Annotated in this window: 15 protein-coding genes; 9 read left to right on the plus strand and 6 right to left on the minus strand. The window is 54.4% G+C overall.

What is annotated here, in order from left to right; all coding sequences use genetic code 11:
* Window positions 1-33: 33 nt before the first annotated feature.
* The 7 genes from ACTS3T_RS07255 to ACTS3T_RS07285 are packed head-to-tail and all read left to right on the plus strand — an operon-like array spanning window position 34 to window position 11950.
* Window positions 34-357 (plus strand): PAAR-like protein, encoded by a 324-nt coding sequence (locus tag ACTS3T_RS07255; protein ID WP_462934884.1) that lies wholly within the window; start codon window positions 34-36, stop codon window positions 355-357.
* The gene (locus tag ACTS3T_RS07260) at window positions 357-716 is read left to right on the plus strand and encodes a GPW/gp25 family protein (RefSeq protein ID WP_462934870.1); all 360 of its coding nucleotides are present in this window, start codon (window positions 357-359) and stop codon (window positions 714-716) included. The genes ACTS3T_RS07255 and ACTS3T_RS07260 overlap by 1 nt, the downstream gene beginning before the upstream one ends.
* 1 nt (window position 717) lies before the next feature.
* Window positions 718-3192, plus strand: coding sequence for a putative baseplate assembly protein (locus ACTS3T_RS07265; RefSeq protein ID WP_462934871.1), 2475 nt, complete (start codon window positions 718-720; stop codon window positions 3190-3192).
* Complete coding sequence (locus tag ACTS3T_RS07270) at window positions 3189-5837, plus strand: putative baseplate assembly protein (protein ID WP_462934872.1); 2649 nt, start codon at window positions 3189-3191, stop codon at window positions 5835-5837. The genes ACTS3T_RS07265 and ACTS3T_RS07270 overlap by 4 nt, the downstream gene beginning before the upstream one ends.
* Window positions 5837-8089, plus strand: a complete 2253-nt coding sequence (locus ACTS3T_RS07275; protein ID WP_462934873.1) for a hypothetical protein — start codon at window positions 5837-5839, stop codon at window positions 8087-8089. Before ACTS3T_RS07270 ends, ACTS3T_RS07275 begins: the two co-directional genes overlap by 1 nt.
* A gap of 23 nt (window positions 8090-8112) precedes the next feature.
* Complete coding sequence (locus ACTS3T_RS07280) at window positions 8113-11634, plus strand: DUF6519 domain-containing protein (RefSeq protein ID WP_462934874.1); 3522 nt, start codon at window positions 8113-8115, stop codon at window positions 11632-11634.
* A 16-nt stretch (window positions 11635-11650) separates the two neighbouring features.
* A complete protein-coding gene (locus ACTS3T_RS07285) occupies window positions 11651-11950 on the plus strand; it encodes a hypothetical protein (RefSeq protein WP_462934875.1) in 300 nt (99 codons plus the stop codon).
* 1 nt (window position 11951) lies between these two features.
* Here the strand turns inward: ACTS3T_RS07285 and ACTS3T_RS07290 are convergent, their stop codons facing one another.
* Window positions 11952-13862 carry an ATP-binding protein gene (locus ACTS3T_RS07290; protein ID WP_462934876.1) on the minus strand — a complete coding sequence of 637 codons (1911 nt, stop codon included), beginning with the start codon at window positions 13860-13862 and terminating at the stop codon, window positions 11952-11954.
* 302 nt (window positions 13863-14164) lie between these two features.
* Between ACTS3T_RS07290 and ACTS3T_RS07295 the strand changes: the two genes are divergently transcribed.
* Complete coding sequence (locus ACTS3T_RS07295) at window positions 14165-15040, plus strand: cyanophycinase (RefSeq protein WP_462934877.1); 876 nt, start codon at window positions 14165-14167, stop codon at window positions 15038-15040.
* A 15-nt stretch (window positions 15041-15055) separates the two neighbouring features.
* Here the strand turns inward: ACTS3T_RS07295 and queC are convergent, their stop codons facing one another.
* From queC to ACTS3T_RS07320, 5 genes are all read right to left on the minus strand, one after another.
* Window positions 15056-15754: a 7-cyano-7-deazaguanine synthase QueC gene (queC, locus tag ACTS3T_RS07300; RefSeq protein ID WP_462934878.1), complete on the minus strand. Its 699-nt coding sequence runs from the start codon at window positions 15752-15754 to the stop codon at window positions 15056-15058.
* A gap of 206 nt (window positions 15755-15960) precedes the next feature.
* Entirely contained in the window at window positions 15961-16845 is an 885-nt protein-coding gene (locus tag ACTS3T_RS07305; RefSeq protein ID WP_462934879.1) for a class I SAM-dependent methyltransferase, read from the minus strand.
* Window positions 16846-16890: 45 nt separating this feature from the next.
* Entirely contained in the window at window positions 16891-18855 is a 1965-nt protein-coding gene (locus ACTS3T_RS07310; RefSeq protein WP_462934880.1) for an ArnT family glycosyltransferase, read from the minus strand.
* A 12-nt stretch (window positions 18856-18867) separates the two neighbouring features.
* Window positions 18868-20199 carry a glycosyltransferase family 4 protein gene (locus ACTS3T_RS07315; protein ID WP_462934881.1) on the minus strand — a complete coding sequence of 444 codons (1332 nt, stop codon included), beginning with the start codon at window positions 20197-20199 and terminating at the stop codon, window positions 18868-18870.
* Window positions 20196-21068 carry a class I SAM-dependent methyltransferase gene (locus ACTS3T_RS07320; protein WP_462934882.1) on the minus strand — a complete coding sequence of 291 codons (873 nt, stop codon included), beginning with the start codon at window positions 21066-21068 and terminating at the stop codon, window positions 20196-20198. The genes ACTS3T_RS07315 and ACTS3T_RS07320 overlap by 4 nt, the downstream gene beginning before the upstream one ends.
* Window positions 21069-21767: 699 nt before the next feature.
* Here ACTS3T_RS07320 and ACTS3T_RS07325 point away from each other — a divergent pair.
* On the plus strand, window positions 21768-22786 hold a 1019-nt coding region (locus ACTS3T_RS07325; RefSeq protein WP_462934883.1), incomplete at its 3' end, for a glycosyltransferase.

Below are 22786 nucleotides of genomic sequence, written 5' to 3' on the forward strand. Positions count from 1 at the left end.
CCCCTTCTCCCCCTCTCCCCCCACCCCCACCCCATGCCCGGATTCCTCCTCCACCAAGGTGCCACCGTCCTCTGTAGCCACGCCGGACAGGCTCAACCCACCGCCGTTAACCCCCGCGTGACCGTTAGCGGTCAGCCGATTGTGACCCAGGCCAGCGTCTATGCGATCGCCGGATGCACGCTACCGCCGCCGCCCGCCGCCAATGGGCCTTGCGTAACGGCGCAGTGGATAAGCGCAGCAACACGGGTGACGGCCTCAGGCATTCCGGTTTTGCTGCTCGATAGTCAGGCGTTGTGTGCGCCAACGGGCACGCCGCTGATGGTGGCTGCTACCCAAGTCCGTGCGAGGGCAATGTAATGCTGCATACTGACTTTCCGCTACACATAGATCGTCAAGGTCGCCTTGGCCGCACCGATGAGGCCAACCATATTCGCGACTTAATTGAGCAGGTATTGTTTACCGCACCGGGAGAACGGGTGAATCGGCCTGATTTTGGCAGCGGTTTGCTGCAACTGGTGTTTGCCCCCAACAGCGACACGCTGACCGCCGCTACCCAGGTGAGCGTGCAAGGTGCCCTGCAGCAGTGGCTTGGCAATTTGATTCAAGTTGAGGCAGTCAGTGTAGACCATACAGACTCAACCCTGCGGGTGAGCGTGCGCTATTGGATTCGGCGGACACAGCAGCCCCAGGTCGCTCAGTTTCGGCGGGAGGTCTAAAATGTGGCGTTATTTTTGCTGCGATCGCCGTCGTCGAGCCGCTGTGGCAGCCAGTTCGCTCAATGGCATTGATTATTTAGAAGTGCTAGATCACGATGCCCCTAGCGACAGCGATCGCCAGTTGATTTTGCTGGTTTATTTGATCAAACCGCTGGGGGCAATCAGCCTGGGGGTAGAAAATTTTCGCCTTTTGGGGGGCGATCGCATTCGAGATATTAGCGTTGTAGCTGTAACCGCGTTTGCCGATTCGCGGGTGGTGCAGCTACGGGTGAACCGCTGGGGCGACTATTCTACTTATACGCTGCAAATAGTAGCCGATGGAGGCGTCCCCGACTGGCTCGATCCGATTTTAGCGGCCATTCATTTTTCTTTTAAGGTCGATTGTCCCAGTGACTTTGACTGCCGCCCTGAGCGGGTTTGCCCCCCAGAGACAGCCCCGCCCCCGGTCATTAACTATCTCGCCAAAGACTATGCCAGCTTGCGGCGGCTAATGCTCGATCGGCTGGCGGTATTGATGCCTCAGGGGTTTGAACGTAACCCCGCCGACGTGGGCATGGCTTTGGTTGAACTGTTGGCCTATGTGGGCGATCAGCTCAGCTACCAGCAAGACGCGATCGCCACCGAAGCTTACCTCGGCACCGCCCGCCGCCGTACCTCGGTGCGTCGCCATGCCCGCTTAGTCGATTATTTTATGCACGATGGCTGCAATGCGCGGGTTTGGGTGCAGATACAGGTCAACCTAGAAGCCGTTACGCTACCCCCCGGCACGCCGCTATTAACCCGCATTGACGGCCAACCGCTGCGGCTAGCAGCCGATACGACGGCTTATATCGCCGCCCTTCAGCAAAACCCGGTCATTTTTGAAACGGTGACGGCAGCTAAGCTGTTTCAGGCTCATAACCACCTGTTCTTTTATACCTGGGGCGACCAAGCCTGTTGTTTACCCCAGGGCAGCACCCAGGCAACCTTGCGTGGTCACTATCCTGACTTGCAACCGGGGGCGGTGCTGATTTTTATCGAGAGGGTGGGGCCACACACGGGTCAGCCAGAAGATGCCAACCCCAACCACCGCTGGGCGGTACAGCTGACTGCTGTAGTGCCAACGTTCGATCCGATTGGTGGTCAGTTTGCGGCACCCCCCAACGCTGATGCCGTCGCCGTTACCCAAATTACTTGGGCTGCTGATGATGCTCTGCCCTTTGCTCTGTGTCTTTCGGCGCAAACCGATGCCGCCCACGGAGCGCAAACGCTGGAAACGGTCAGTCTGGCTTTGGGCAATATTGTGCTGGCCGATCATGGCGTCACGATCGCGGCTGAAGCGCTGGGAACCGTACCGGCTCCCCATCTGTTTAAGCAGCCAGTTACCCCCGGCGATCGCTGCCAGCCCCCCGTTCTCGACCCTGTCATACCGCGCTTTCAGCCACAGCTAGCGATCAAGCCGCTCACCCAAGCCGAACCCTATCGCCCTGCTCCGTCGGCTCAAGCCGTTTTTCAGCGCCAGATTAGCGCCGCTCTGCCCGCCATTACGTTGCAAAGTGAGCTGAGCGGCCAAAGGGCGAACTGGTTGCCCGTGCGCGATTTGCTCAACAGCGATCGCCAGGATTTGAACTTTATTGTTGAAACCGAGACAGACGGCAGCGCTGTCATCCGCTTTGGCGACGATCGCTATGGTTTGCGCCCTAGCCCCGGCACCCGTTTTAGCGCCACTTACCGGGTGGGTAACGGCACCCAGGGCAACATCGGCGCAGATACGCTGGCGCATATTGTCAGCGAACAAGCCGCCATTACTCAAATCCGCAACCCTTTAGCCGCCCAGGGCGGGCGAGAACCCGAAAGTTTAGAGCAAGTGCGGCAGGCGGCTCCGTTTGCTTTTCGGGTGCAAGAACGAGCGGTGACGCTGGCAGACTACGCGGCGGCGGCGGAGCGTCACCCGCAGGTGCAAAAAGCGGCGGCCACGTTTCGCTGGACAGGAAGCTGGCGGACGGTCTTTGTCACCGTCGATCGCTTGGGGGGGTTACCCGTGGATGCTGCGTTTGAAACTGATCTGCGGCAACATCTAGAGCGGTTTCGGCTAGCAGGCTATGACTTAGAAGTCGATGGGCCGCGATGGGTTTCGCTGGCGATAGATCTGGTGGTGTGTGTGCAGTCTTCCTATTTTCGCAGCGCCGTTCAAGCAGCGCTGCTGCAAGTGCTAAGCAATCGCCTGCTGCCGTCGGGTCGTCGCGGACTGTTTCACCCCGATAACTTTACCTTTGGCCAAGCCGTTTACCTCAGCCAGATCTATGCAGCGGTGCAGGCAGTCGCCGGGGTGGCTTCAGCTCAGATAACGGCGTTTCAGCGGCAGGGTAGCCCCAGCCATAGCGCCTTAGAAAGTGGGGTGTTAGCCATCGGGCGCTTAGAAATTGCGCAGCTAGACAATGACCCAGATTTTCCCGAACGGGGCGTGTTGCGGTTGCAGATGGAGGGGGGCAAATGAAAGAATTTTTAGCCCATGATTTGCTTCAGCTCAATGACTGTGGATGCTGTGCAGGCTTAAACAACCACCCGCCAATGGCGGTGTTTAACCGAGCCGGACTCCAAGCGATCGCCTATCGAGTGGGCACCCATCCGACGTTTAAGCAGCGTATGCTGGCTCAGCTTTCTAGCGCCGAGCTACCTGCCCTGCAAACGCTGACAACCCGCGATGACGATGATTTTGCGATCGCCCTGATCGATGCCTGGGCCACCGTAGCGGATGTGTTGACCTTTTACCAAGAGCGGATTGCCCAGGAATCTTACCTGCGTACGGCCACTGAGCGCTTGTCCATTCGCGAATTAGCCCGTCTAATTGGCTACTCGCTGCGACCAGGGGTAGCGGCCAGCACGGCGCTCGCCTTTACGTTAGAAACCACACCGGGTTCGCCCAGCCAAATCAAGCTCGACGTTGGCACCAAAGTTCAAAGTATCCCTGGGCCAAACGAGCAGGCTCAAATGTTTGAAACGGTGACAGCGATCGAGGCACGAGCTGCTTGGAACGCCCTGCGCCCCCGTTTAACCCAGCCGCAAACCCAAACCTCGGTCAATCAAAGCGTAACGGTTCAAGGAACCGCTACCAATATCAAAGTGGGCGATCAGCTACTGGTGGTTAAAGGCGCTAGCCCTAGCTTCAAAACGGTGCTGGCCGTTACGGTTAACCCAACAGCCGGAACCACCCGTCTCGATTTTGTAGCGCCACCGCCGCCGCCGCCAGCGTTTAACCCTCCCTCCTTTCCTCCCGGCACCGCCCCCGCCAGCCCTACCCCCCTTACTCAAACCCAGATTAAACATCGCATCATCGGCAAAAGCTGGTCGCAAAAAGACCTCTTAGCCCTAGCCAAAACCCAAAACTGGGATTTAGCCGACCTGACCAGTGGCGTGACTGCCCAACTAGCCGCGCCAGCCGCGCCAGCCGAGATCTATGTGTTTCGCCTGAGCGCGCCGCTGTTTGGTTACAACGCTGCTAAGCGCGTCCAGTACACCGCCAGCGACGCCAAACCCGTGATTGCAGACAATACGCTGAAGCGGCTGGAATGGTCGCCCGCTGGAGAGGCGCGTAATTTGCTGTTTTTAGACAATGCCTATGAAGGCATTACCCCAGGGGGGTATGTGGCAATTCGCAAAGCGCCCAATTCAGCGCCATTCATTGCCCAGGTGACGCAAGTTTCAACCTTGAGCCGCAGCCAGTACGAACTCAGCGGCAAAACCACCCGTATTGTGCTCGATCGAGATTGGTGGAAGGCAAACAGCTTTAATTTGATTCGGCGCACCCTGGTTTATGCCCAAAGCGAACCGCTGACCCTGGCAACTCTGCCGATCGCTGATAGCGTTCAAGGCAGCGTCATTACGCTGGATGGCTTTTATCTGGGGCTACAGCCGGGGCAAACCCTCATCCTCAGCGGCGAACGCAACGACCTACCCGGCGTAACCCACAGCGAAGCGATCGCCCTCAAAGCCATTACTGTGCAAAGCGGGTATACCCAACTGACCCTGCAAACCGGGTTGGCCTTTGCTTACCAGCGCGACACCGTCAGCCTCAACGCCAACATTGCCCCGGCCACCCACGGCGAAACCGTGAGCGAAATTATGGGCAGTGGCGATGCCAGCCAGCCTTACCAAACCTTTACGCTGCGACAGCCGCCGCTAACCTATATCAGCAGTGACGCCACCCCTAGCGGTGCCCTCTCGACGCTGGCTATCCGGGTCAATGATTTACGCTGGCAGGAAGTGCCGATGCTGTACGGGCAAACCCCTGGCGATCGCGTTTATGTCAGCCGTCAGACCGAAGCGGGCATCACCGAAATCAAATTTGGCAACGGCCAAACCGGATCGCGACTGCCCACGGGCAGCGACAACCTTAAAGCAGTCTATCGCAAAGGCATCGGCTTAGCCGGAAACGTTAAAGCCCATCAGCTCACGGGGTTGATGTCTCGCCCCTTGGGGCTAAAGGCCGTCACCAACCCCCTGCCAGCCAGCGGCGGCGAAGACGGTGAACAGCTAGACAACGCTCGCCAGAATGCGCCGCTGACGGTGCTAACACTCGATCGCGTCGTGTCGCTGCAAGACTACGAAGATTTTGCCCGCGCCTTTGGGGGCATTGCCAAAGCGCTGGCAACCTGGACCTGGATAGGGCAGCGGCGGGGTCTATTTTTGACGGTGGCGGGGCCAGGGGGAGCCGCGATCGCGGCTGATTTAGTCACCAAGCTCACCCGTCAGTTACAACAGTCGGGCGATCCTTACGTGCCGTTGCGGGTCTGCACTTACCGCCCCGCTCTATTTCGGCTCAAAGGTCGCCTGCAACTTCAAGCCGACGTTGACCCCGCTTTGGGGCTAAAGGCCGTCCGGCAAGCCCTGGCAGCAGCCTTTGCTTTTGAAGCCCGCGCCTTTGGCCAGGGGGTAGCGCTGAGTGAAGTGCTAGCGGTGATGCAGGCGGTTCCGGGGGTCGGGTATGTTGACTTAGATTGGCTGCGGCGACAAGGTTCTAACGTCAATGGCTTGAAAGCGCCGTTGCCCGCCGCCGTGCCTCAGCGTCAGGGCAGCGTTCTCTTAGCGGCAGAACTGTTGACGCTCGATCCAGCCTCGTTAGATGAACTGGGGGTGTTGTAATGACATTTGACGCCGAAACCCTCTACAATCTGCTGCCTGCGCTCTACCGCATTCGCGATCAGGGGCAAGGCGAACCGCTCAAGGCGCTGATACAAGTGCTGGCGCGAGAAATAGCCGTGCTCGAAGCCGACCTTGATCAGCTCTATGCCGATCAGTTTATTGAAACCTGCGCCGAGTGGGTGGTGCCCTACATAGGTGACTTAATTGGCGATCGCCCCCTCTATAGCGATTTGCCTCGTTTTCCCAGTGCCCGCGCCGCCGTTGCCAACACCTTGGGCTACCGTCGCCGCAAAGGAACAGCCACCATGCTGGAGCAGCTAGCGCGAGACGTGACGGGCTGGCCGACGCGGGTAGTCGAATTTTTTGAACGGCTAGCAACAACGCAATACCTGAATCATTTGCGGCCCCACAATTTGGCTATGGCCGATCTGCGCCACTGGCAACCTTTAGCCTATCTCGATAGCCCTTTTGCCACTTCCGCCCACACAGCCGAAATGCGCCGAATTCCGCCGCAGCGGGGTCGCTACAATATTGCCAACATTGGGCTTTATTTGTGGCGGCTAGAACCTTATACGCTGGGGCTTTTTCCCAGTGCTGCCCGGGCTGTGGCAGACCCCGCCGATGGCCGCTATACGTTTCATCCGGTGGGGTTAAGTGTGCCGCTATTCAATCCACCGCTGCCTGAAGCGGCCTTTACCCTGGCAGCGCCCATTAACGTGCCTGAACCGCTACGGCGACGGGTACTTTATCAAGAACTAGAAAGCTGGCGACAGGCGATCGCCAATCAGCAGCCTTTTCAGCCCGTTTATTTTCAGCAAACCGCAGCCACGCCCACGGCAACAGGGGCACGTCAGCGGGTTTTTGATATTTTTGTTGATGGGGCGACAGACCCGATTGCGCCGCCAGAAATTCTCATCTGCAACCTGGCGGATTGGCGTCGTCCCCCTGCGAGCAAAGCCTATCAGCCCATGCTCGATCCTGATCAAGCACCAGTGAGCCTGCCGATTCAGGTAGCGGTCGATCCGCTACTGGGGCGGATCGCGTTTCCCGCCGGGAGGGTGCCCGCCCAGGTGACGGTGCGCTATACCTACGGCTTTAGTGCCGATGTTGGCGGCGGGCCGTACGATCGCAGTGAGTCTGTCTTGCCGCTGCTAGCGCGTCCGGTCACCTGGCAGATCGGCGTTAGCCAGACGGCAGCGGCAGCGGCCAATCTGGTAACCAGCCTCAGCGCGGCGATCGCCCAGTGGAACAGCCAGCCCGCTGGCAGCTTTGGCATTATTGCCCTGCTAGATAGCCAGACCTATACCGAAACCTGGCCGACAATTGCCATTCCAGCAGGTAGTCAGCTTTTAGTGGTGGCTGCTGATTGGCCGCTAGAGTCGCAGGCGGCCACTGCTGAGCGCTCCCTGGGGCAAGTTGCTCCCGAATTTTTGCGGCCTCATCTCGTCGGCAAGCTTAGCGTCGTTGGCACCGCCCCCCCCGGCAGCGATACCCCCGGCAACCTCTACCTCAATGGCTTGCTAGTTGAAGGGGCTTTGACGGTGCAGTCGGGCAACTTAGCCCAGCTACAGCTTGATCACTGTACGCTAGTCCCTTTTAGCCGCTCGCTGCCAGTAGCCGATAGCCTGGTGGTGGAAGCCAGCAACCCGCTGCTGCATCTGCGGCTTAACCACACGCTGACGGGGCCGATTCAAATTGCTGAGCCGATTGCCCAGTTGCAGTTGGTAACGTGTTTGGTAGACGGCGCTGATACCAAGGCGATCGCCGCTGCCAGTACCCCCCTGGCCATTCAAACCAGCACCTTGCTGGGCACCACCACCGGACGCAGCTTAGAAGCTAGCAACAGTTTGTTTACCCAGGTCGTTACGGTGCAGCGACGGCAGCAGGGCTGCGTGCGGTTTTCTTCTCTGCCGCTGGCTTCACAGGTGCCCCGTCGCTACCGCTGCCAGCCGACCCTGGCGCTAGCAGCACTTGCTAAAACGCTCAACTTACCTACTATCAGCGATCCGCTGCAACAAGCCCAAATCGAACGGCAGCTTTCGCCTCACTTCAGCTCAAAACGCTATGGCGATGCCGCCTACGGTCAGCTGAGTCAGCACTGCGCGATCGAACTTCGCCAAGGGGCTGACGATGAGGCCGAAATGGGCGTTTTTCATGACCTGTATCAGCCCCAACGAGAAACCAATTTACGGGTGCGGCTAGAGGAGTACCTGCGGTTTAGCTTAGAAGCCGGAATTTTTTATGTCACCTAGCGATTTATGCAACGGAGGCTCCCATGAAGGGTGATTTTAGCCGATATACCTTCAATCGCGAAAAGCACTACAGTGCCGTTTTAATGCAGCAGGGTCGGGTACAGGTCGATGCTGACTGGAATGAACAGCAGGCGATCGCGCGAACCCGTATCGAAACAGAAGCCGTTGATGTCATTGGTCGCTGTGGTGCCCCCAAGCACAATGCGGGATTTGAGATTCAGCCTGCCGGATCTGAGTTTGAAATTAGCGCAGGGCGTTTTTACGTGGAGGGTATTCTCTGCGAAAACGAAACCGCAGTGCTTTATAGCCAGCAGCCCGATCTGCCCAACCCGGTAGCGCTAGACACGTTGTTTACCAATACGCAGACGGGGCTGGTTTACTTAGACGTGTGGCAGCGTCATCTCACGGCGCTGGATGATCCCCAACTGCAAGAAGTGGCCTTAGGGGATCCTGACACCACCACCCGGCTGAAAACCGTCTGGCAGGTGAAAGTGTTACCGCTAACGGAATCAGCCAACACCGCTACCTGCGACGCCGAACTCAGCGAATGGCAAGCCTTGATTGCCCCTAGCAGCGGCACCCTCATGGCGCAAACCGCCGAGCCAGACGCCAGCGAAAATCCCTGCTTAATTCCGCCCAATGCGGGCTATTTGCGGCTGGAAAATCAGCTTTACCGGGTTGAGGTTCATCAAGGCAGCGAGACGGGCGGCGTTACCTTTAAGTGGTCGCGTGACAATGGCTCGATTGTCACGGCCATTAAGCGCATCGATGGGGCAGAAATTACCGTCGCCAATTTGGGTCGCGATCAGGCGTTGGGCTTTGCCAAAGGCCAGTGGGTAGAAATTAGCGACGATGCGCTAGCACTCAGCGGTCAGCCCGGTGAGCTGCTGCAAATTGAAGACTTTGTGCTCAGCGCCGATAGCGACCCCATCATTGTGCTAGCGACGGCACCGACGCCGCTGGCTTCTGGCGCTGGCTTCCCCGATGGCATTGACCGCGATCGCCATCCGCAGTTACGCCGCTGGGATCAAAAGGGCGTCAGCGCCACGGCAACGGGGGTGGCAGTAGCGGCTGGCTGGCTGAACCTAGAAGCGGGCATTCAGGTGCAGTTTTCCGGTGGTACTTACAAAACGGGGGACTACTGGCTGATTCCGGCTCGCACAGCCACAGGCCAGATTGAATGGCCGATGACGGCAGAACCGACGCCCGCGCCGCTGGCTCAACCTCCGCTGGGTATTGCTCATCACTACTGTCGTCTGGCGATCGCCCAATTTGTCCCCAGCAATACTCCCGCTGCTGCTGCTAGCTTCAGCCTGCTGCAAGTTTGCGACCATCGCTTTTGTCCGCTCACAGAGCTAGAACCTGGTGCGGCTTGCTGTACGGTGGTGGTTCAACCGGGAGAAAATATTCAAGCAGCGATCGACGCTTTACCCCCGGCAGGCGGTTGTGTTTGCCTCAAAACTGGCGTTCACCCCATCCGTCAGCCTATCCGTTTGGCTAAATCTAACGTTGTCCTCAAAGGGGAAAGCCCCGGCACGCGGGTTGTGCGCCGCAACGGCCTCAGTTTGTTGAGCATCTATCACCCCAAAAATCAGCTTCTTAGCCATATAAAAGTTGAGCAAATTAGCTTTGAAGCCGTTGGGCTGGAAGCTGAAGTCAGCAATCTGCTGGATTTAAGTTTGCTGGTAGTTGGCATTTGCCAGCATGTTCGGGTACAGCACTGTCGCTTTGAGGTGGCTGCTGCCGCCGACAACCGGGCTAACTCAACCCTCCCTATTGCCGCCGCCATCGGAATAGTGGTGGTCAACAGCAATCAGGTCACGCTGCTGGAAAATACGGTGCGGCTGACGATGATTGGCATTTGGGCAGAAGGCAGCACTGCCTGCGACTTTTCAGGCAATAAATTGATAGGGCCAATTTTGCCCATAACCGATCTGCTGGCGATTTCAGCGGGCTATAGCGGCATTTTGCTAAACCTGCTGCCGACTGAAAATCAGCAGGTCGGCAACGACTGTCGCCTCAGCCAAAACCATATTCAAGATTTTTTGATTGGCATTGTTGCCGGGGGGCGCAGCGATCGCTGTTTAATTTGCCACAACCAAATTCACCGTCAGGCCATTAATCAACTGCCGCTAGCAGACTTTAACAATCAATTTTTAGTAGGCAACGAACCTTATATTTACGGCATTGTCACCTTTGGTACGCATATTGCGATCGCCGACAACTTTTTAGAACTCAACAGCCCCTCCTATGGCGGCATCCGCGCTTTTGGATCCTTTACCCGCATTGAACACAACACGCTGCAATCAACCCTGACTAAAGACCTGCTGGCTAACAGTTCTCAGTTGCCAATTGCTATCTTTTTGGGGCAAATTACCGCCAACGACGAGCAACTGCCCGAACCCGACCTCAACTACAGCGTGGTTGAAAATAACCAGTTGATTGGCACCTTAACGGGCATCGGCATTGCCAACGCCGAAGGCGTCGAGGTGATCGCAAACCAGATCGGTATTTTTGAGAGCGTAGCCAGTCTTTCCGTCGGCGTTGCCTTAGCCAACAGCCGCAGCACTTTCGTCAGCGCCAACCAGATTCGAGGAGCCGATATCGGTATTTTTCTCGTCAGTACGCCGCCCCAAGCGGGTCTTTACAATCGCCTGAGCGAAAATCATCTCAGCGACGGCAGCTATGGCATTGGCGCTGTTTCAGAAACAGCTTTAGCCGTTTCTGGCAACCTGATTGAAAATATGAAACTGGCCGGATTCGCCGCGATTAATTTGATTGAAAGTGCCCGCCTCAGCCACAATCGCATTGCCAACTGCGGTTATCAGCCCCCTGCGGCTAACCTGAGCAACTTGGCGGCTTCAGCGCCGATTGGCGCGGGAATTTTTATTCTTTCGATTTTGGGTCATCTGACGATTGAGTCTTGTCAGGTAGCTAATACAGGCATTTCTCGACAGGGAGAAATTGCTGCCGAAAACACCCTTTTAGGCATTGCTGTGGGGTGGGTGCTGGCCTGCGAAATTACTCATAATCAGGTTTTTTACAGCGAGGTCAACAGTCTGGCAAAAATCAGTTTGGCACCCCTGCACCGTTCGCTGGTGGTGGCTGGCTGGTTCCAACCCGTCACCCTAGATATTCGCTATCCGCAACTGGGCAACGCTCTGATTACCCACAATCTTTTTCAGGGCTTAGGCTTTCCTCACCTAGTGGAACTGCGTCAATATCCCAACGCTCCCCAACTGGGCTTTGAGCAGGTTAATTTTAGTCATAACCAGTGTTTTCATTTACGAACTCAGCCCGATCAGCCCGTTGTTTTCGCCGGGATGGTCAATATCCCTCGCGAAAACGCCACCGTTTCAACCTGGGGTCGCCAACTGGTGGTCATGGCCAACCAAGTCAAAGCCGACAACCCTAGCTTTGCTTCTATGGATCTCTCCAATCCTGAACGGGTAACGTTGATGGGGAACCTCACCTCAGGCTCAATCTTTAACTTTGGGGGCGGGGTCACCCCGGCTAACCCCGGTGATTTTAATGTTTATTCTTAGCCCTATAGGAGTTGCGATGAAAGTCAACCGGATTGAAGACCTGCTCAGCGCTCATCAAACCTTTGCTCAGCAAATGCAGCAGCAAATGCAGCAGTTTAGTCAGCAAGGGGGAGCTAGCGTCGCTATCCCCGACAAAAAAGCTCAGCTCAAGCAGTATGAGCAGCAGCTTCGCACCGCTACGGAAGCCAAAGCCGCCACCGTACGCCGCTATGACGAGGATATTCGTCGCTACAGCGATGCGATCGCCCGCCTCAAGCAAGAAATTAAAACCGCAGCAGAGGTTAAACCCCAGCAGACTCGCAAAACCGAAGATTAGACTACAAAACGGTAGAAATTTCTTTGAGATAAGCCCTGGCGAACGGCTCATGCATGCCGAGAGAATATTGCTCGACGAGTCCCTGGCGACGAATCGAAATATTGTTGTCGCGGCGAACGACGACGGTAGAATCGTCGAAAACATCGCGAGCCAGCATGGTTTCGATTTCGGTGGGGTTGTCTAAAATGGCGAGATCGCTGCCGTAATAAAACATGCCCCGCTCTTCTAAGATGGCTTCTGGATATTCGGCAATGAGCAAGTTGACCTTAGGGTTGCGTAGCAGATTCTGGACGTTGGTGTTATAGCGCGGATGCAACCGTTTTTCAGCCCGGTTGATAAAAATACCGCTTTGACAAACCGCCCCAATTCGCCAGTTAGGGCGACGCAGCAAAATGTGGTCGATTACTTCTTGCAGTTCGCGCTTGCTAATGTGGTTGAAGGTAATAATGGGAATGCGCGAAGCCCGTCCTGAAGTAAAAAACGTTTCTAAAATAGGTGACGTTACATCGACCGGATCGCCAACGGCGGGGTTGAGGTGCATGTAGATGCCCGGTGCCGCATTCATTTCAATAATGCCGAATTCGCCCGCTTTCCAAGATTCTGCTAAGTCGTGAGCAATTACGTCAATGCCCAGACAGGTGAGCCGAAAATGCTGAGCCACATCTTGAGCTAAGACAATATTTTCTGGGTGAATGATGCGAGTGGCGTCAATGCTCAGTCCCCCGGCGGATAGGTTGGCTGCTTTGCGCAGATAAACCCGCTGACCTGCTTCTGGTACCGATTCAAACGTCAGCTTTTGCTGGCTAAGGTAAGCGGCCATCGCGTCGTCTGGCTGAATTTTGCCCAGGGGGGAGGTGGGCGTGTCGCGTCGAGCCGGACTGCGATTTTCGCGTTCAATCAAGGCTGCCAAAGTCGATTCCCCATCGCCTAGCACCGATGCTGGCTGACGTTCTAGCGCCGCCACAAAGCGGCCATTGACGCACAATAGCCGAAAGTCGCGACCGCTCAGACTGCGCTCGACAATAACGCGGGCAGTCTGGTTTTCAGCGATCGCCCCGACAGCTTCCGAGTAGGCTGCTTTCAGTTCAGACGGGGTGCGAATATCAGTCGTTACCCCTTGGCCTTTGTGACCGTCTACGGGTTTAACCACCACCGGGTAGCCAATTTCATCTGCTAGGGCGATCGCCTCTTTGAGCGAATAGGCTACATCTCCCCCCGGAACCGGAAAGCCCAATGTTTGCAAAAAGGCTTTGCATTCATCTTTTTGGGTGGTGAAATCAGAGTCTAAGTGGCTGTCTTGGTCAAAGGTAGTTGAAAACCCCCGCACTTGCTGTTCGCCATAGCCATATTGAATAAGCCGCTCATCCCAGAGATAGCTGGTGGGAATGCCTTTTTCATAAGCGGTGCGAATTAAAGCATAGTTAGTCGGCCCGCCATAAATAGATTTACGAAAGCTGTTTTGTAAACTTTCAATCCGCTCATCAATTGCAAAAGGTTGAGCCGCCGTTATGGCTTCTAGCCAGTCCCAAACTGTATAAATTACCGCGTGGGTGGTGTATTCGTGCAGCGATTCAACAGCAATGCGCTCGCACTGCGGCTGAGAAGTCACACTCCAGTGGCGAAAGTGCAACCCCATATCTAACTGGCTAACTTCGATCGCAGCTAGGGCAAACAACTGGGCATGAGTGGTGGGCTGAGCGTCGTTCAGCATCGGGTAGCGATCGCTGATAATGCCTAAATAATCTGCCAAAGGCAACGGTTCAGAGCGATCGGTTAAAGCAAAATCAAACACTAAAGCGCTTGTTTTTAAATAAGGGTTCGGCCCCCCGTAAAAACACAGGTTATAAAGGTCAAAAGCATCACCTCGTCTGGCGTTGATCAGAGGAAAAGAGACGTGAGTGCTAAGCGTCATAGGAAGTTTTCTAAGGCTTTTTAGATAGGCAATTACCTTAATTTAATCAGTTTCTAATAGCTTCTATCCCAGGTCAGGAATTTGCTGTTTTATCCCAAATTGGAGAGCAATCTTTTGCCGCGTTCAAACTGGCAAAAGCAGCGATCGCCAACGCCGCCCGAACGACCGCTGGCGACGGCGATGTTAACAAAGCTTAACCTTCTCTCAGATAAGATCTATCTTGTGGGTGTAATAACGGGGCTGAATGTCATGTTTTCATGAAAAAACAGTTAATCAACTCTTAACCCAGGAGGGGGCCATTTATGGCTGTAAGTAAAGCGCTCGGACAGTTGGTCATTATTGGCGGTGCTGAAGACAAGCGGGAAGACTGCGCCATTTTGCGGGAGTTTGTGCGACGAGCCGGGGGCACACAAGCCAACCTGGTGGTGATGACCGTAGCCACAGGGCTACCGCGAGAAGTGGGAGCCGACTATCAAGACATCTTTGAACGCTTGGGCGTCGAGCAAATTCATATTCTCGATACCGCCGAGCGGGAAGACGCTGAAGCTGAATCAGCGATCGCCCTGATTGATGCCGCCACTGGGGTTTTCTTTACCGGGGGAGATCAAGCCCGCATTACTGAACTGCTCAAAGACACCCCCCTAGAGCAAAAACTGCACCAGCGCTATGAAGCCGGAGCCGTTATTGGCGGAACCAGCGCGGGTGCGGCGATGATGCCCGACATGATGATTTTAGAAGGCGAAGCCGAAACTAACCCACGGGTCGAAGTGGTGACGATGGATCGGGGCATGGGCTTTTTACCCGGTGTGGTCATTGACCAACACTTTGCCGAACGGGGGCGTTTGGGGCGGCTTTTATCGGCGATCGCTCAGCAACCTGTCGTGTTGGGGTTTGGCATTGACGAAGACACCGCGATCGCCGTCAAAGGCAACGAGCTAGAAGTTTTAGGATCAGGGTCGGTAACGGTGGTAGATGTCGCCAACCTGTCTCACGACAACCTCAGCCAGACGCTACGCGATGAACCTTTAGCCCTCTGCGACGTCAAGCTGCACATTTTGCCCGCTGGCTATCGTTTTGACCTCGATACTCGACGGCCTCTCACCTCAGCCGAACGCCCCATTGAGCAGACGCCTGTTGCCGCTCCCCAGCCTTTGCTCAAAACTGCGATCGCCTCTTAAGCCAACAAAGAGCCACTAGCCTTCAACCGGGGGCTGAGCGCTTATCGCCGTCGCCAAATCGGGTCGTCCAGCTTCAACCAAAGCCCGATCGCGAATGCGGCAAGAATCGCACAGGCCACAAGGCGTCTCACCCCCCTGGTAGCACGACCACGTCGCCTCAATCGGCACACCCAAGCGCAACGCCCGCCGCACAATGTCTGCTTTTGAGTCGTTCACCAAAGGAGCCACTAGCTGCGGCGCTTTGCCCGCCAACCCCACTTTAGAAGAGAGGTTCGCTAGCTGTTGAAAGGCGGCTAAATATTCGGGGCGACAGTCTGGATAACCTGAATAATCGACTGCATTAATGCCGAGGTAAACCGCCTCGGCATTTTTGGCTTCAGCCAGAGACAGGGCAATGGCAATAAACACGGTGTTGCGCCCCGGCACATAGGTTGAGGGAATAGTTTCTGGCTGTAGGCCAGACTGAGGCAGATCGACGTCTAGATCTGTGAGCGAAGAGCCGCCCCACTGAGCTAGGTCAACGCTGAGCGTATAGTGTGCTTGAAGGCCCAGATGGGCAGCGATCGCTTCTGCCGCTTGCAATTCTCGCTGGTGGCGCTGTCCGTAACGAAAAGAAAGGGCGATCGCTTCATACCCTTCTGCGATCGCCTGGGCTGCCGCCGTTGCCGAGTCTAGGCCACCGGAGAGCAGCACAATCGCTTTAGGCTTTGTCATAACCAGAAGTGAGGTGATGTCCAACCTACACCATAAGCCGGATTGCGCCGATTAGGGCAGGGGTTGTTTTGTTTCTAGCCAGCTTTGGCAGCACCGTTGGCAACGAGGTTTAATAGCTATCGCTCCTCAAGTTGACACGCTTCAATGGCTGCAAGCCGCTGCCAGAAAAGCCTTCACTCTGACTTCTGGCCTCAGCTTGCTTTGATCTATACATGGCGCTGCGCCACACACATCAGCGATAGAGCTGCTTCTGGCAAATGAGGATTGATCCCCGATAGACGCTGCCCCAGGCGATAACGCCAGTGGGGCGGATCGCCCATTTGACCTGCTAACACCTCAGCCCCCAACGTTTGGTTATGGGGGTAAAGATTGAGATTAAAGCCACGGGGCAAAAGCGTCTTCATAAATAGCTCAGCCGTGACACCGTCGCCGGGGTGATGATGAATTTCGGTGGCCAGGGCGTAGGTGCGCTCTTGGCTGGGCATGTCTAGACTCGGCAGGCAATAGCGATAAATCAAATGCCGCAAGCGATAAAATACCATGCCCAAGCCTTTGTAGTTCCAGGCATTCTGCTGAGGATCATGATCAACAATCAGCAATCCTCCCGGTCGCACTAGGCGAGCCGCTTCGCGCAAAACCTGCGCCATCTCTTTGCAGTGATGCAGCGTCGCGTTTAGCGCCACAATATCGGCAAACTCAGACTTTAGCGGCAAATCGTGGGCATCTGCTAGCAGCGGCGTATAGCCCAAAGCTTGAGCCATCTTTAAAGAGGCGGGGGCAACATCTACGCCAATTAAAATTTGAGGATGCCCGCCGATGGTGGCGTAGAGGTTGCCGGGGCCGCAGCCAATATCAACCACAATCTTATGATCCCAACTCCCAGTTGCCGCTAGCCAGCGCGCTTTAAAGGATTCAGAACGGTGACAAGCTTCGAAGTAATTTTTGGCCCAGGCGGGCGTGTTGAAAAAGTAGCGGTTAGCTTCTAGTTCAGGCGTAAGCTGGCGAAGGTTGTCTGCCGGAATGTCTGTAGAAAAGTCTACTTGGTGATTGCGCTTTAAAAAGGGTAGAAGCGAAACCTGGGTAGTATTCATTAGCCTAAAGTCTCCAGGGAAGCGTGAAGGACGAGAGGGCAGTCGTTAGGGTTCGCTGACGTTGGCAGATGACGACTGAGTAGAAATGGACTGATTCATAAAGATGCTGAGGGCATCCACCTGCAACTGACGCTGATAGGTGTTTTGAAAAGCCACAATTTCACTGCGATCGCCCGCCGCCACATCGTCAGCAATGATAGTGCATGGGACAAAGCCGCTATCAGCTTTGTTTGCAGAAGCATTGTCTACCTCGACATGCTCAATTCGCAACGTGGGCTTGGCGTGATTGCCCAGCATGACCCAGAGGGGATATTCCCAAGCATCGCCTGAAAGCTTCAAACCAATTTCTGAACAGGCTTGGGTGCGAATAAACGCAGCCGATTCTAGATAGGCGGTTTGGAGATCTGGCTTGCTCAAAAAATACTGCTCGGTACGGCTGCGATTAAAAATATTTTGCGCCTGCCCCGTTTCAATAATCTGGCTATTGACAAACAAAGGCCGATTTTCGCTAAAGCCCACCCAGATTAAAGAAGCGCCTAGTAAAATCGCTGCGATCGCATTGACCAGCCGCCGACTGATCATCTGTGCCAGCACCACCCCCATAAAAGGTGTCGCTAAAACAAACACAGGCAGATGCAAACGGCTACGCCACGGCGACCAGATAATCAAACCGCAAAACATCAAAAACCCAACCACCACCGCCAACCAGTAAGCCGCCAAAAAATCGCGCTGGCGCTGGCGTAATTGTTTAACCGTGACCCAGAAGACAACCGTTGCCCCCACAAACAACAGCACATGCAGAGGATTGCCCGCCAGGTCTTCGTGGTTAATTAGGCTGTGAATATCAAAGCGCTGACCGGGGGGTGAGGTGAGGCGAGGATCGCTGGCATCTAAACCGATGAGGGTGTGCAAGCCTTCTACCAGCCGAATGGTGATCAGGTTAATCGAGCGCACCGGGGTGCCAAAGTGTAGCGCTAAGTTGCGAATAACGTTAGAGAGCAACACTCTAGGGCCGTGGCTGTCTAACCCTTGTCCAGACTCACCCAGCACCGAGCCAAACACCTGCCAGTTGCGGCTGTAGTGCCCCACATTTAATACCAGAGCGATCGCCCCAAAGGTGGCTAACGGTTGCCACAGATGCCACCGCAGGCGGCGAAACCCTGAAAATACCAGCCACAAACAAAACGGAAAGGCATAGAGATAGGCCGTCCCCTTAGACAAAAGCGCCAGCCCCAAACTCACCCCAGCTACCGCCATCCAGGGCTGGGTAAATTTGCTCTGGATGGCTTGCAAGACGCAAAAGGCCAAGCAAACCAGCCACAGACCCACAACGTGATCGCTTTGCGTCGTTGATCCTTGCAAAATCCCCATAGGAATCGTGGCGCAGATGACAACGCTGAGCACCTGCCCCCGCAGATTGGCACCTAGCTGTTGGGCAATCAAAGAAACCCCCACTAGGCTAGCTACCCAGCTCAGCCATTGAACTGAGTTGGCAAAATAGTCACCGCCGCTGAGAATTTGTAGTTGAGCGATCGCAAAACTTGACCACGGCCCCGGATAAAGCTGACGAATAATGCCTGTTGGATAATGGTCAACGCTGCGATTTTGAATCCAATGTACGACCCGCCCCAGGTGGTAGGTCATAGAGTCCCAGTTGTTGGGCGCAGCAAACAAGGCAATAAAGCCAACCACCGCCACAATGACGATCACCCCTACCAGCATCAGCTTTAAGCTCAGCGGTATCTGGCTGCTAGGTAAAGGGGGCATTCTCAGAGCCAGCGGACGCTGACGCAGCATCACGGCAATTAGCCCACCGTCAATGAGCAACCATAGCGGCAATAAACCCACCAGGCTGAGTCCGTGAAATAGGCTAACAACTTCAGTGGTAACCGTGATCAAAACCCCCCAGCTTAGGGCTGCTAGCAAAACGGCGCGTCGCCAATCTTGAAGCCGCTGCTGCCAAAAGGGGATGAGCAAGACGAGAGCCAGAAAAGGCAAAATAACAGGCATTCCCAATTTCCTCTAAACGTCAGCCGGGGTTAGTAAAAGGCGTTGAAAAATGACGTTGGCAAACTCGTAGGCTGAATGTTGAGCCGCGAAAGCCTGCATTTGGTGGCGATCGCCAAACGTCTCTAACGGTTGATTCAGCAACTGGTGCAGACCATCGGCTAGAGCAAACGGCTGAGTTGAATCTACCGCCAAGCCAAGCTGATAGCGATTCACCAACTCTCCCATCAGGCCGTAGTTTGAACTCAAGACAGGCTTACCTGCCGCCGCCGCCTGGAGCAAAATCCCACTCATGCCCACATGCCGCTGATAAGGAGCCATCACCAAGTCAGCCAGTTGAAAATAAGCCGCCACGTCTGCTTCCGGCACAAAGGCATAGCGTCGCACGATTTGAATCGGCTTTTGCGCGGTCAGTTCTGCAATACGCGCTTCTAGCGATTGCTCCAGGTTAGATTCACCCACTAGCAACAGGCATAGTTGCTGGCAGTCTTCCTGGCTGAGCTGAGCGATCGCCTCTAGTAGCTGCGGCACCCCTTTACGCTGGGTTAATGCCCCAAAAATTAACGCTACGGTTCGGTTGGCGGCAATCTGCAATTCTGCCCGGAGTTGTTGCACCCGACTGGTGGCGGCGGGTGCTAATGCCACTGGATCGGGTAAATGCACCGCTTCGGCTCGTTTAAGCAGGCGATTGAGATGAGGGACGGCAAAGGGGTCGAGCGAAAACAGGGTGTGCAGCCGCGATCGCTGGCCGACCAGCTTGATTAGCCCTTGCTCCCACCATCGCTGCCAGCGGCCAGTGTCATTAACGGATGCCTGGGTAAAGGTGCCGTAATGAAAGGTGGGTCTAAAGTAAATGCCCGATAGCGGACACGGCAGCGGTTGACTCAGTGCTAGGGGGCGCAAACACGTATCTAAATAAAGGGCTAGGCAATGTTTGGCCTGGAGAGCGTGGGCGTATTGGCACAGTAATTGCCACTCGCGAAAGGTTCGCTGCAGCCGCTGTCGCGCTGTTCGGCGCTGCCCCAGATGGTTTTCTTCGGCCAAAGTGATAGCCTGAAACTGCACCCGCTCAGGCGCTAAGCGCTGGGCAATTTCGACTACTTCGCTATGTTCTGTTAGAAAACGGGGCGATACCACAATTACCAAATGCCCAGGCACCGACTCAGCAATAAAGTATTGAATTAAGTGTTGAATATAGGCTGGATGATGCCCCCGCACTGACAGATCAAATAACATCCAGGGGCGATCGCCAGCGGTTGATAGATTCACTGACAACGGCGATTGGGCTGTTTCAATAGCTGAATTTCGGGTAATTGTTTGGGCGCTCCTATCAGATACACTACTCATTTTCTGCCTACCATCGTGATGCTTCTAAAGAAAACGGGAGAATTTGCTAGCCGTCGCCGCCACTTAAAGGGCAATTTTTCTAGCATGAACTCACTTAGCTGAAAAAAACTGAGCAGGACGGGCGTCAGCGGCAGCCGCAAAATGTGAGATTGCTGATAGATTTTGTCAAGGCTCATTTGCGCGAATCCAGCCTGTTGAAAAAGCCTATATAGTTCACTTACTGTGTATTCTTTTAAATGGAATCCGGTAGCCACTTGGTCAAAATACTTAGAAATATCATGAGGCCCGCAAAGCCGATTCGGCGTCACACAAACATAAACGCCCCCTGGCTTAAGCGCTTGATAAATCGCTTGCAACTGCTCTATCGCATCATCTGGGTGCAGATGCTCCATTAGCTGATGGCTGTAAGCGACATCCACACTGGCGTTTGGGACAGGAATAGTAACGCCGTTAGAAATAATGAGTTCTACGTTGGCGGGCCACGTCAAAGACTGAGTCAGCGCGGCTGACACATCGACGGCATAGACTTTTTCTACGGTTTCAGCAATTTTTGCAGTCAAATGGCCGCGACCACAGCCAATCTCTAAAAAAGTTGATTCAGGTTGTAAAAAGCGGCTCAAAAACTTGGCTCTCTGATTAATTAAATAATCAGTACGCTGGCTAGCTAACCGACTTAGCTGGGTGTGGTGCGAAATTTCTTGAAACAGCTCATCGTAAAGTTTGGGGTAGAGCTGCTGATTCAGGCGTTCTTCCCGGCTTGAAGACTTCAATCGATGGGCCAGCGATTTCTCCAGCAAATAATGGGCTTCAAGTTGAGCAAAACTTCTATCTGTCAATTGAGCCTCTACTTTAGAATCAGTTAAATTCATCAGTTTTAATGCTCGCTTAGGCATTTATCAACTAGCCCCGCCCAAAAATAATCAATATTGTTTATTTAACTCAATCAGTAGTTCTCAAAAATAGCTTTGACGCTAAAATTTAAGGTAAGAACTGAAAGGCTTGAGCAAAACAGCCAGCGAATTATTGAGCAAAAATAAAGCCAAAAATCACCTGATCTCTGTAATAATACGATGCTTTTTAGACAAATCTGCTTGTAGGCAAAAAGGTCTTTATTGAAATTTCAAATGGCTCAAAACTCTGTAGGATTTTAATAAAATCTCGAAAAACTTCATCAAAGCTCTACATTACCTTCAGGGAATCTGAGGAGAGAAAGGCTATTCTCGGAACTGAAACCTTACCTAAAGCTAAGCGTCTATACGGGATGCTTTCAGGTCAATAGCTGGCCTTTGCTAAGGCTGAGTCGGCACAGACATCAGTACAGCTTGGCTAGGACATCTATCGCTAACGGCAAACGACTGCGGGCAAAAGGAAGGGCTTTCTGTCAGCGACTTGCAGCCGTCGAAGTGTCTCACACTTAACAGCTATGGCTTGGCTAGACATATCGCAAGCGGATTAGAGTTTTCTCAACGGGGTTGCTAGGCTGTTGGCTGCAACCTGCCAGCCAAAAACCAGACGATTAATTTGGATCGATCGCCATAAACAAAATCTTTCATCAGGAGAAAGTTTCTATGCCAGAAAGCAAGAATCGGATAGCCCTGTTTTTGACTTATCTGGGCGGCGGTGGGGCTGAGCGAGTGATGCTAAATTTGGCCGAGGGCTTTGTTTCCCAGGGCTGGCAGGTTGATTTGGTGCTGGCTAGAGCTTGGGGGCCTCATCTTTGGAAGGTACCTGCTGCGGTGCGCGTGGTGAACTTAGGGAGTTCTCGACCGCTGCTGAGCTTGCCTAAACTGGTTCAGTATTTACAGCAAACGCAGCCGCAGGCGTTGCTTTCGGCCATGCACTACGCCAATGAAATTGCCATTTTGGCTAAGCGACTAGCAGGCGTTTCCACTCAAGTGATTGTTACCGAGCACAATACCCTGTCGCGTTCTATTCATCAGGTAAAAGGTCTGAAGCGCCGCCTCATTCCGCTGGGGATCAAATATTTGTATCCGCTAGCGGACAACGTGGTCACGGTTTCTCAAGGGGCGCGCGACGATCTGCAACAGTGGATGCAAACAGCTCAACCTCAAGTTGAGACGATTTACAACCCGGTGATTACTCCCAGTCTTTATGAAAAAGCGGCGATCGCGGTTGATCATCCCTGGTTTCAAGCGGGAGAACCCCCTGTGATTTTAGGTGTGGGCAAGCTAGAGCCACAAAAAGATTTTGCCACGCTGATTCGGGCGTTTGCCCAGGTGCGATCGCAGTTGCCCTGCCGACTAGCCATTTTAGGCTGGGGGCCTGAGCAAGAAAGTTTAGAAGCGCTAGCCGCCGAGTTAGGGGTGGCTGAGTCAGTAGCATTGCTGGGTTATATGGATAACCCGTATGCCTATATGAGTCGTGCCAGTCTCTTCACCCTCTCGTCTGCTTGGGAAGGCTTACCGACTGTTTTGATTGAAGCTATGGCTTTAGGGGTTCCTGTTGTTTCGACAGATTGCAAAAGCGGGCCTCAAGAGATTCTAGCCCAGGGGCAATATGGGGCGTTAGCACCTGTGGGAGACTTTGAAGCGATCGCCCAGGCAATGCTAACGACTTTGCAGCAAGC

This window comes from Almyronema sp. (genome assembly GCF_052168255.1).
GTDB lineage: Bacteria > Cyanobacteriota > Cyanobacteriia > Phormidesmidales > Phormidesmidaceae > Sphaerothrix > Sphaerothrix epifaneia.

Bases quoted from the DNA above. Each gene is read 5' to 3' on its own strand.
- ACTS3T_RS07255 (WP_462934884.1), top strand. From the start codon at position 34: ATGCCCGGATTCCTCCTCCACCAAGGTGCCACCGTCCTCTGTAGCCAC.
- ACTS3T_RS07260 (WP_462934870.1), top strand. From the start codon at position 357: ATGCTGCATACTGACTTTCCGCTACACATAGATCGTCAAGGTCGCCTT.
- ACTS3T_RS07265 (WP_462934871.1), top strand. From the start codon at position 718: ATGTGGCGTTATTTTTGCTGCGATCGCCGTCGTCGAGCCGCTGTGGCA.
- ACTS3T_RS07270 (WP_462934872.1), top strand. From the start codon at position 3,189: ATGAAAGAATTTTTAGCCCATGATTTGCTTCAGCTCAATGACTGTGGA.
- ACTS3T_RS07275 (WP_462934873.1), top strand. From the start codon at position 5,837: ATGACATTTGACGCCGAAACCCTCTACAATCTGCTGCCTGCGCTCTAC.
- ACTS3T_RS07280 (WP_462934874.1), top strand. From the start codon at position 8,113: ATGAAGGGTGATTTTAGCCGATATACCTTCAATCGCGAAAAGCACTAC.
- ACTS3T_RS07285 (WP_462934875.1), top strand. From the start codon at position 11,651: ATGAAAGTCAACCGGATTGAAGACCTGCTCAGCGCTCATCAAACCTTT.
- ACTS3T_RS07290 (WP_462934876.1), bottom strand. From the start codon at position 13,862: ATGACGCTTAGCACTCACGTCTCTTTTCCTCTGATCAACGCCAGACGA.
- ACTS3T_RS07295 (WP_462934877.1), top strand. From the start codon at position 14,165: ATGGCTGTAAGTAAAGCGCTCGGACAGTTGGTCATTATTGGCGGTGCT.
- queC (WP_462934878.1), bottom strand. From the start codon at position 15,754: ATGACAAAGCCTAAAGCGATTGTGCTGCTCTCCGGTGGCCTAGACTCG.
- ACTS3T_RS07305 (WP_462934879.1), bottom strand. From the start codon at position 16,845: ATGAATACTACCCAGGTTTCGCTTCTACCCTTTTTAAAGCGCAATCAC.
- ACTS3T_RS07310 (WP_462934880.1), bottom strand. From the start codon at position 18,855: ATGCCTGTTATTTTGCCTTTTCTGGCTCTCGTCTTGCTCATCCCCTTT.
- ACTS3T_RS07315 (WP_462934881.1), bottom strand. From the start codon at position 20,199: ATGAGTAGTGTATCTGATAGGAGCGCCCAAACAATTACCCGAAATTCA.
- ACTS3T_RS07320 (WP_462934882.1), bottom strand. From the start codon at position 21,068: ATGAATTTAACTGATTCTAAAGTAGAGGCTCAATTGACAGATAGAAGT.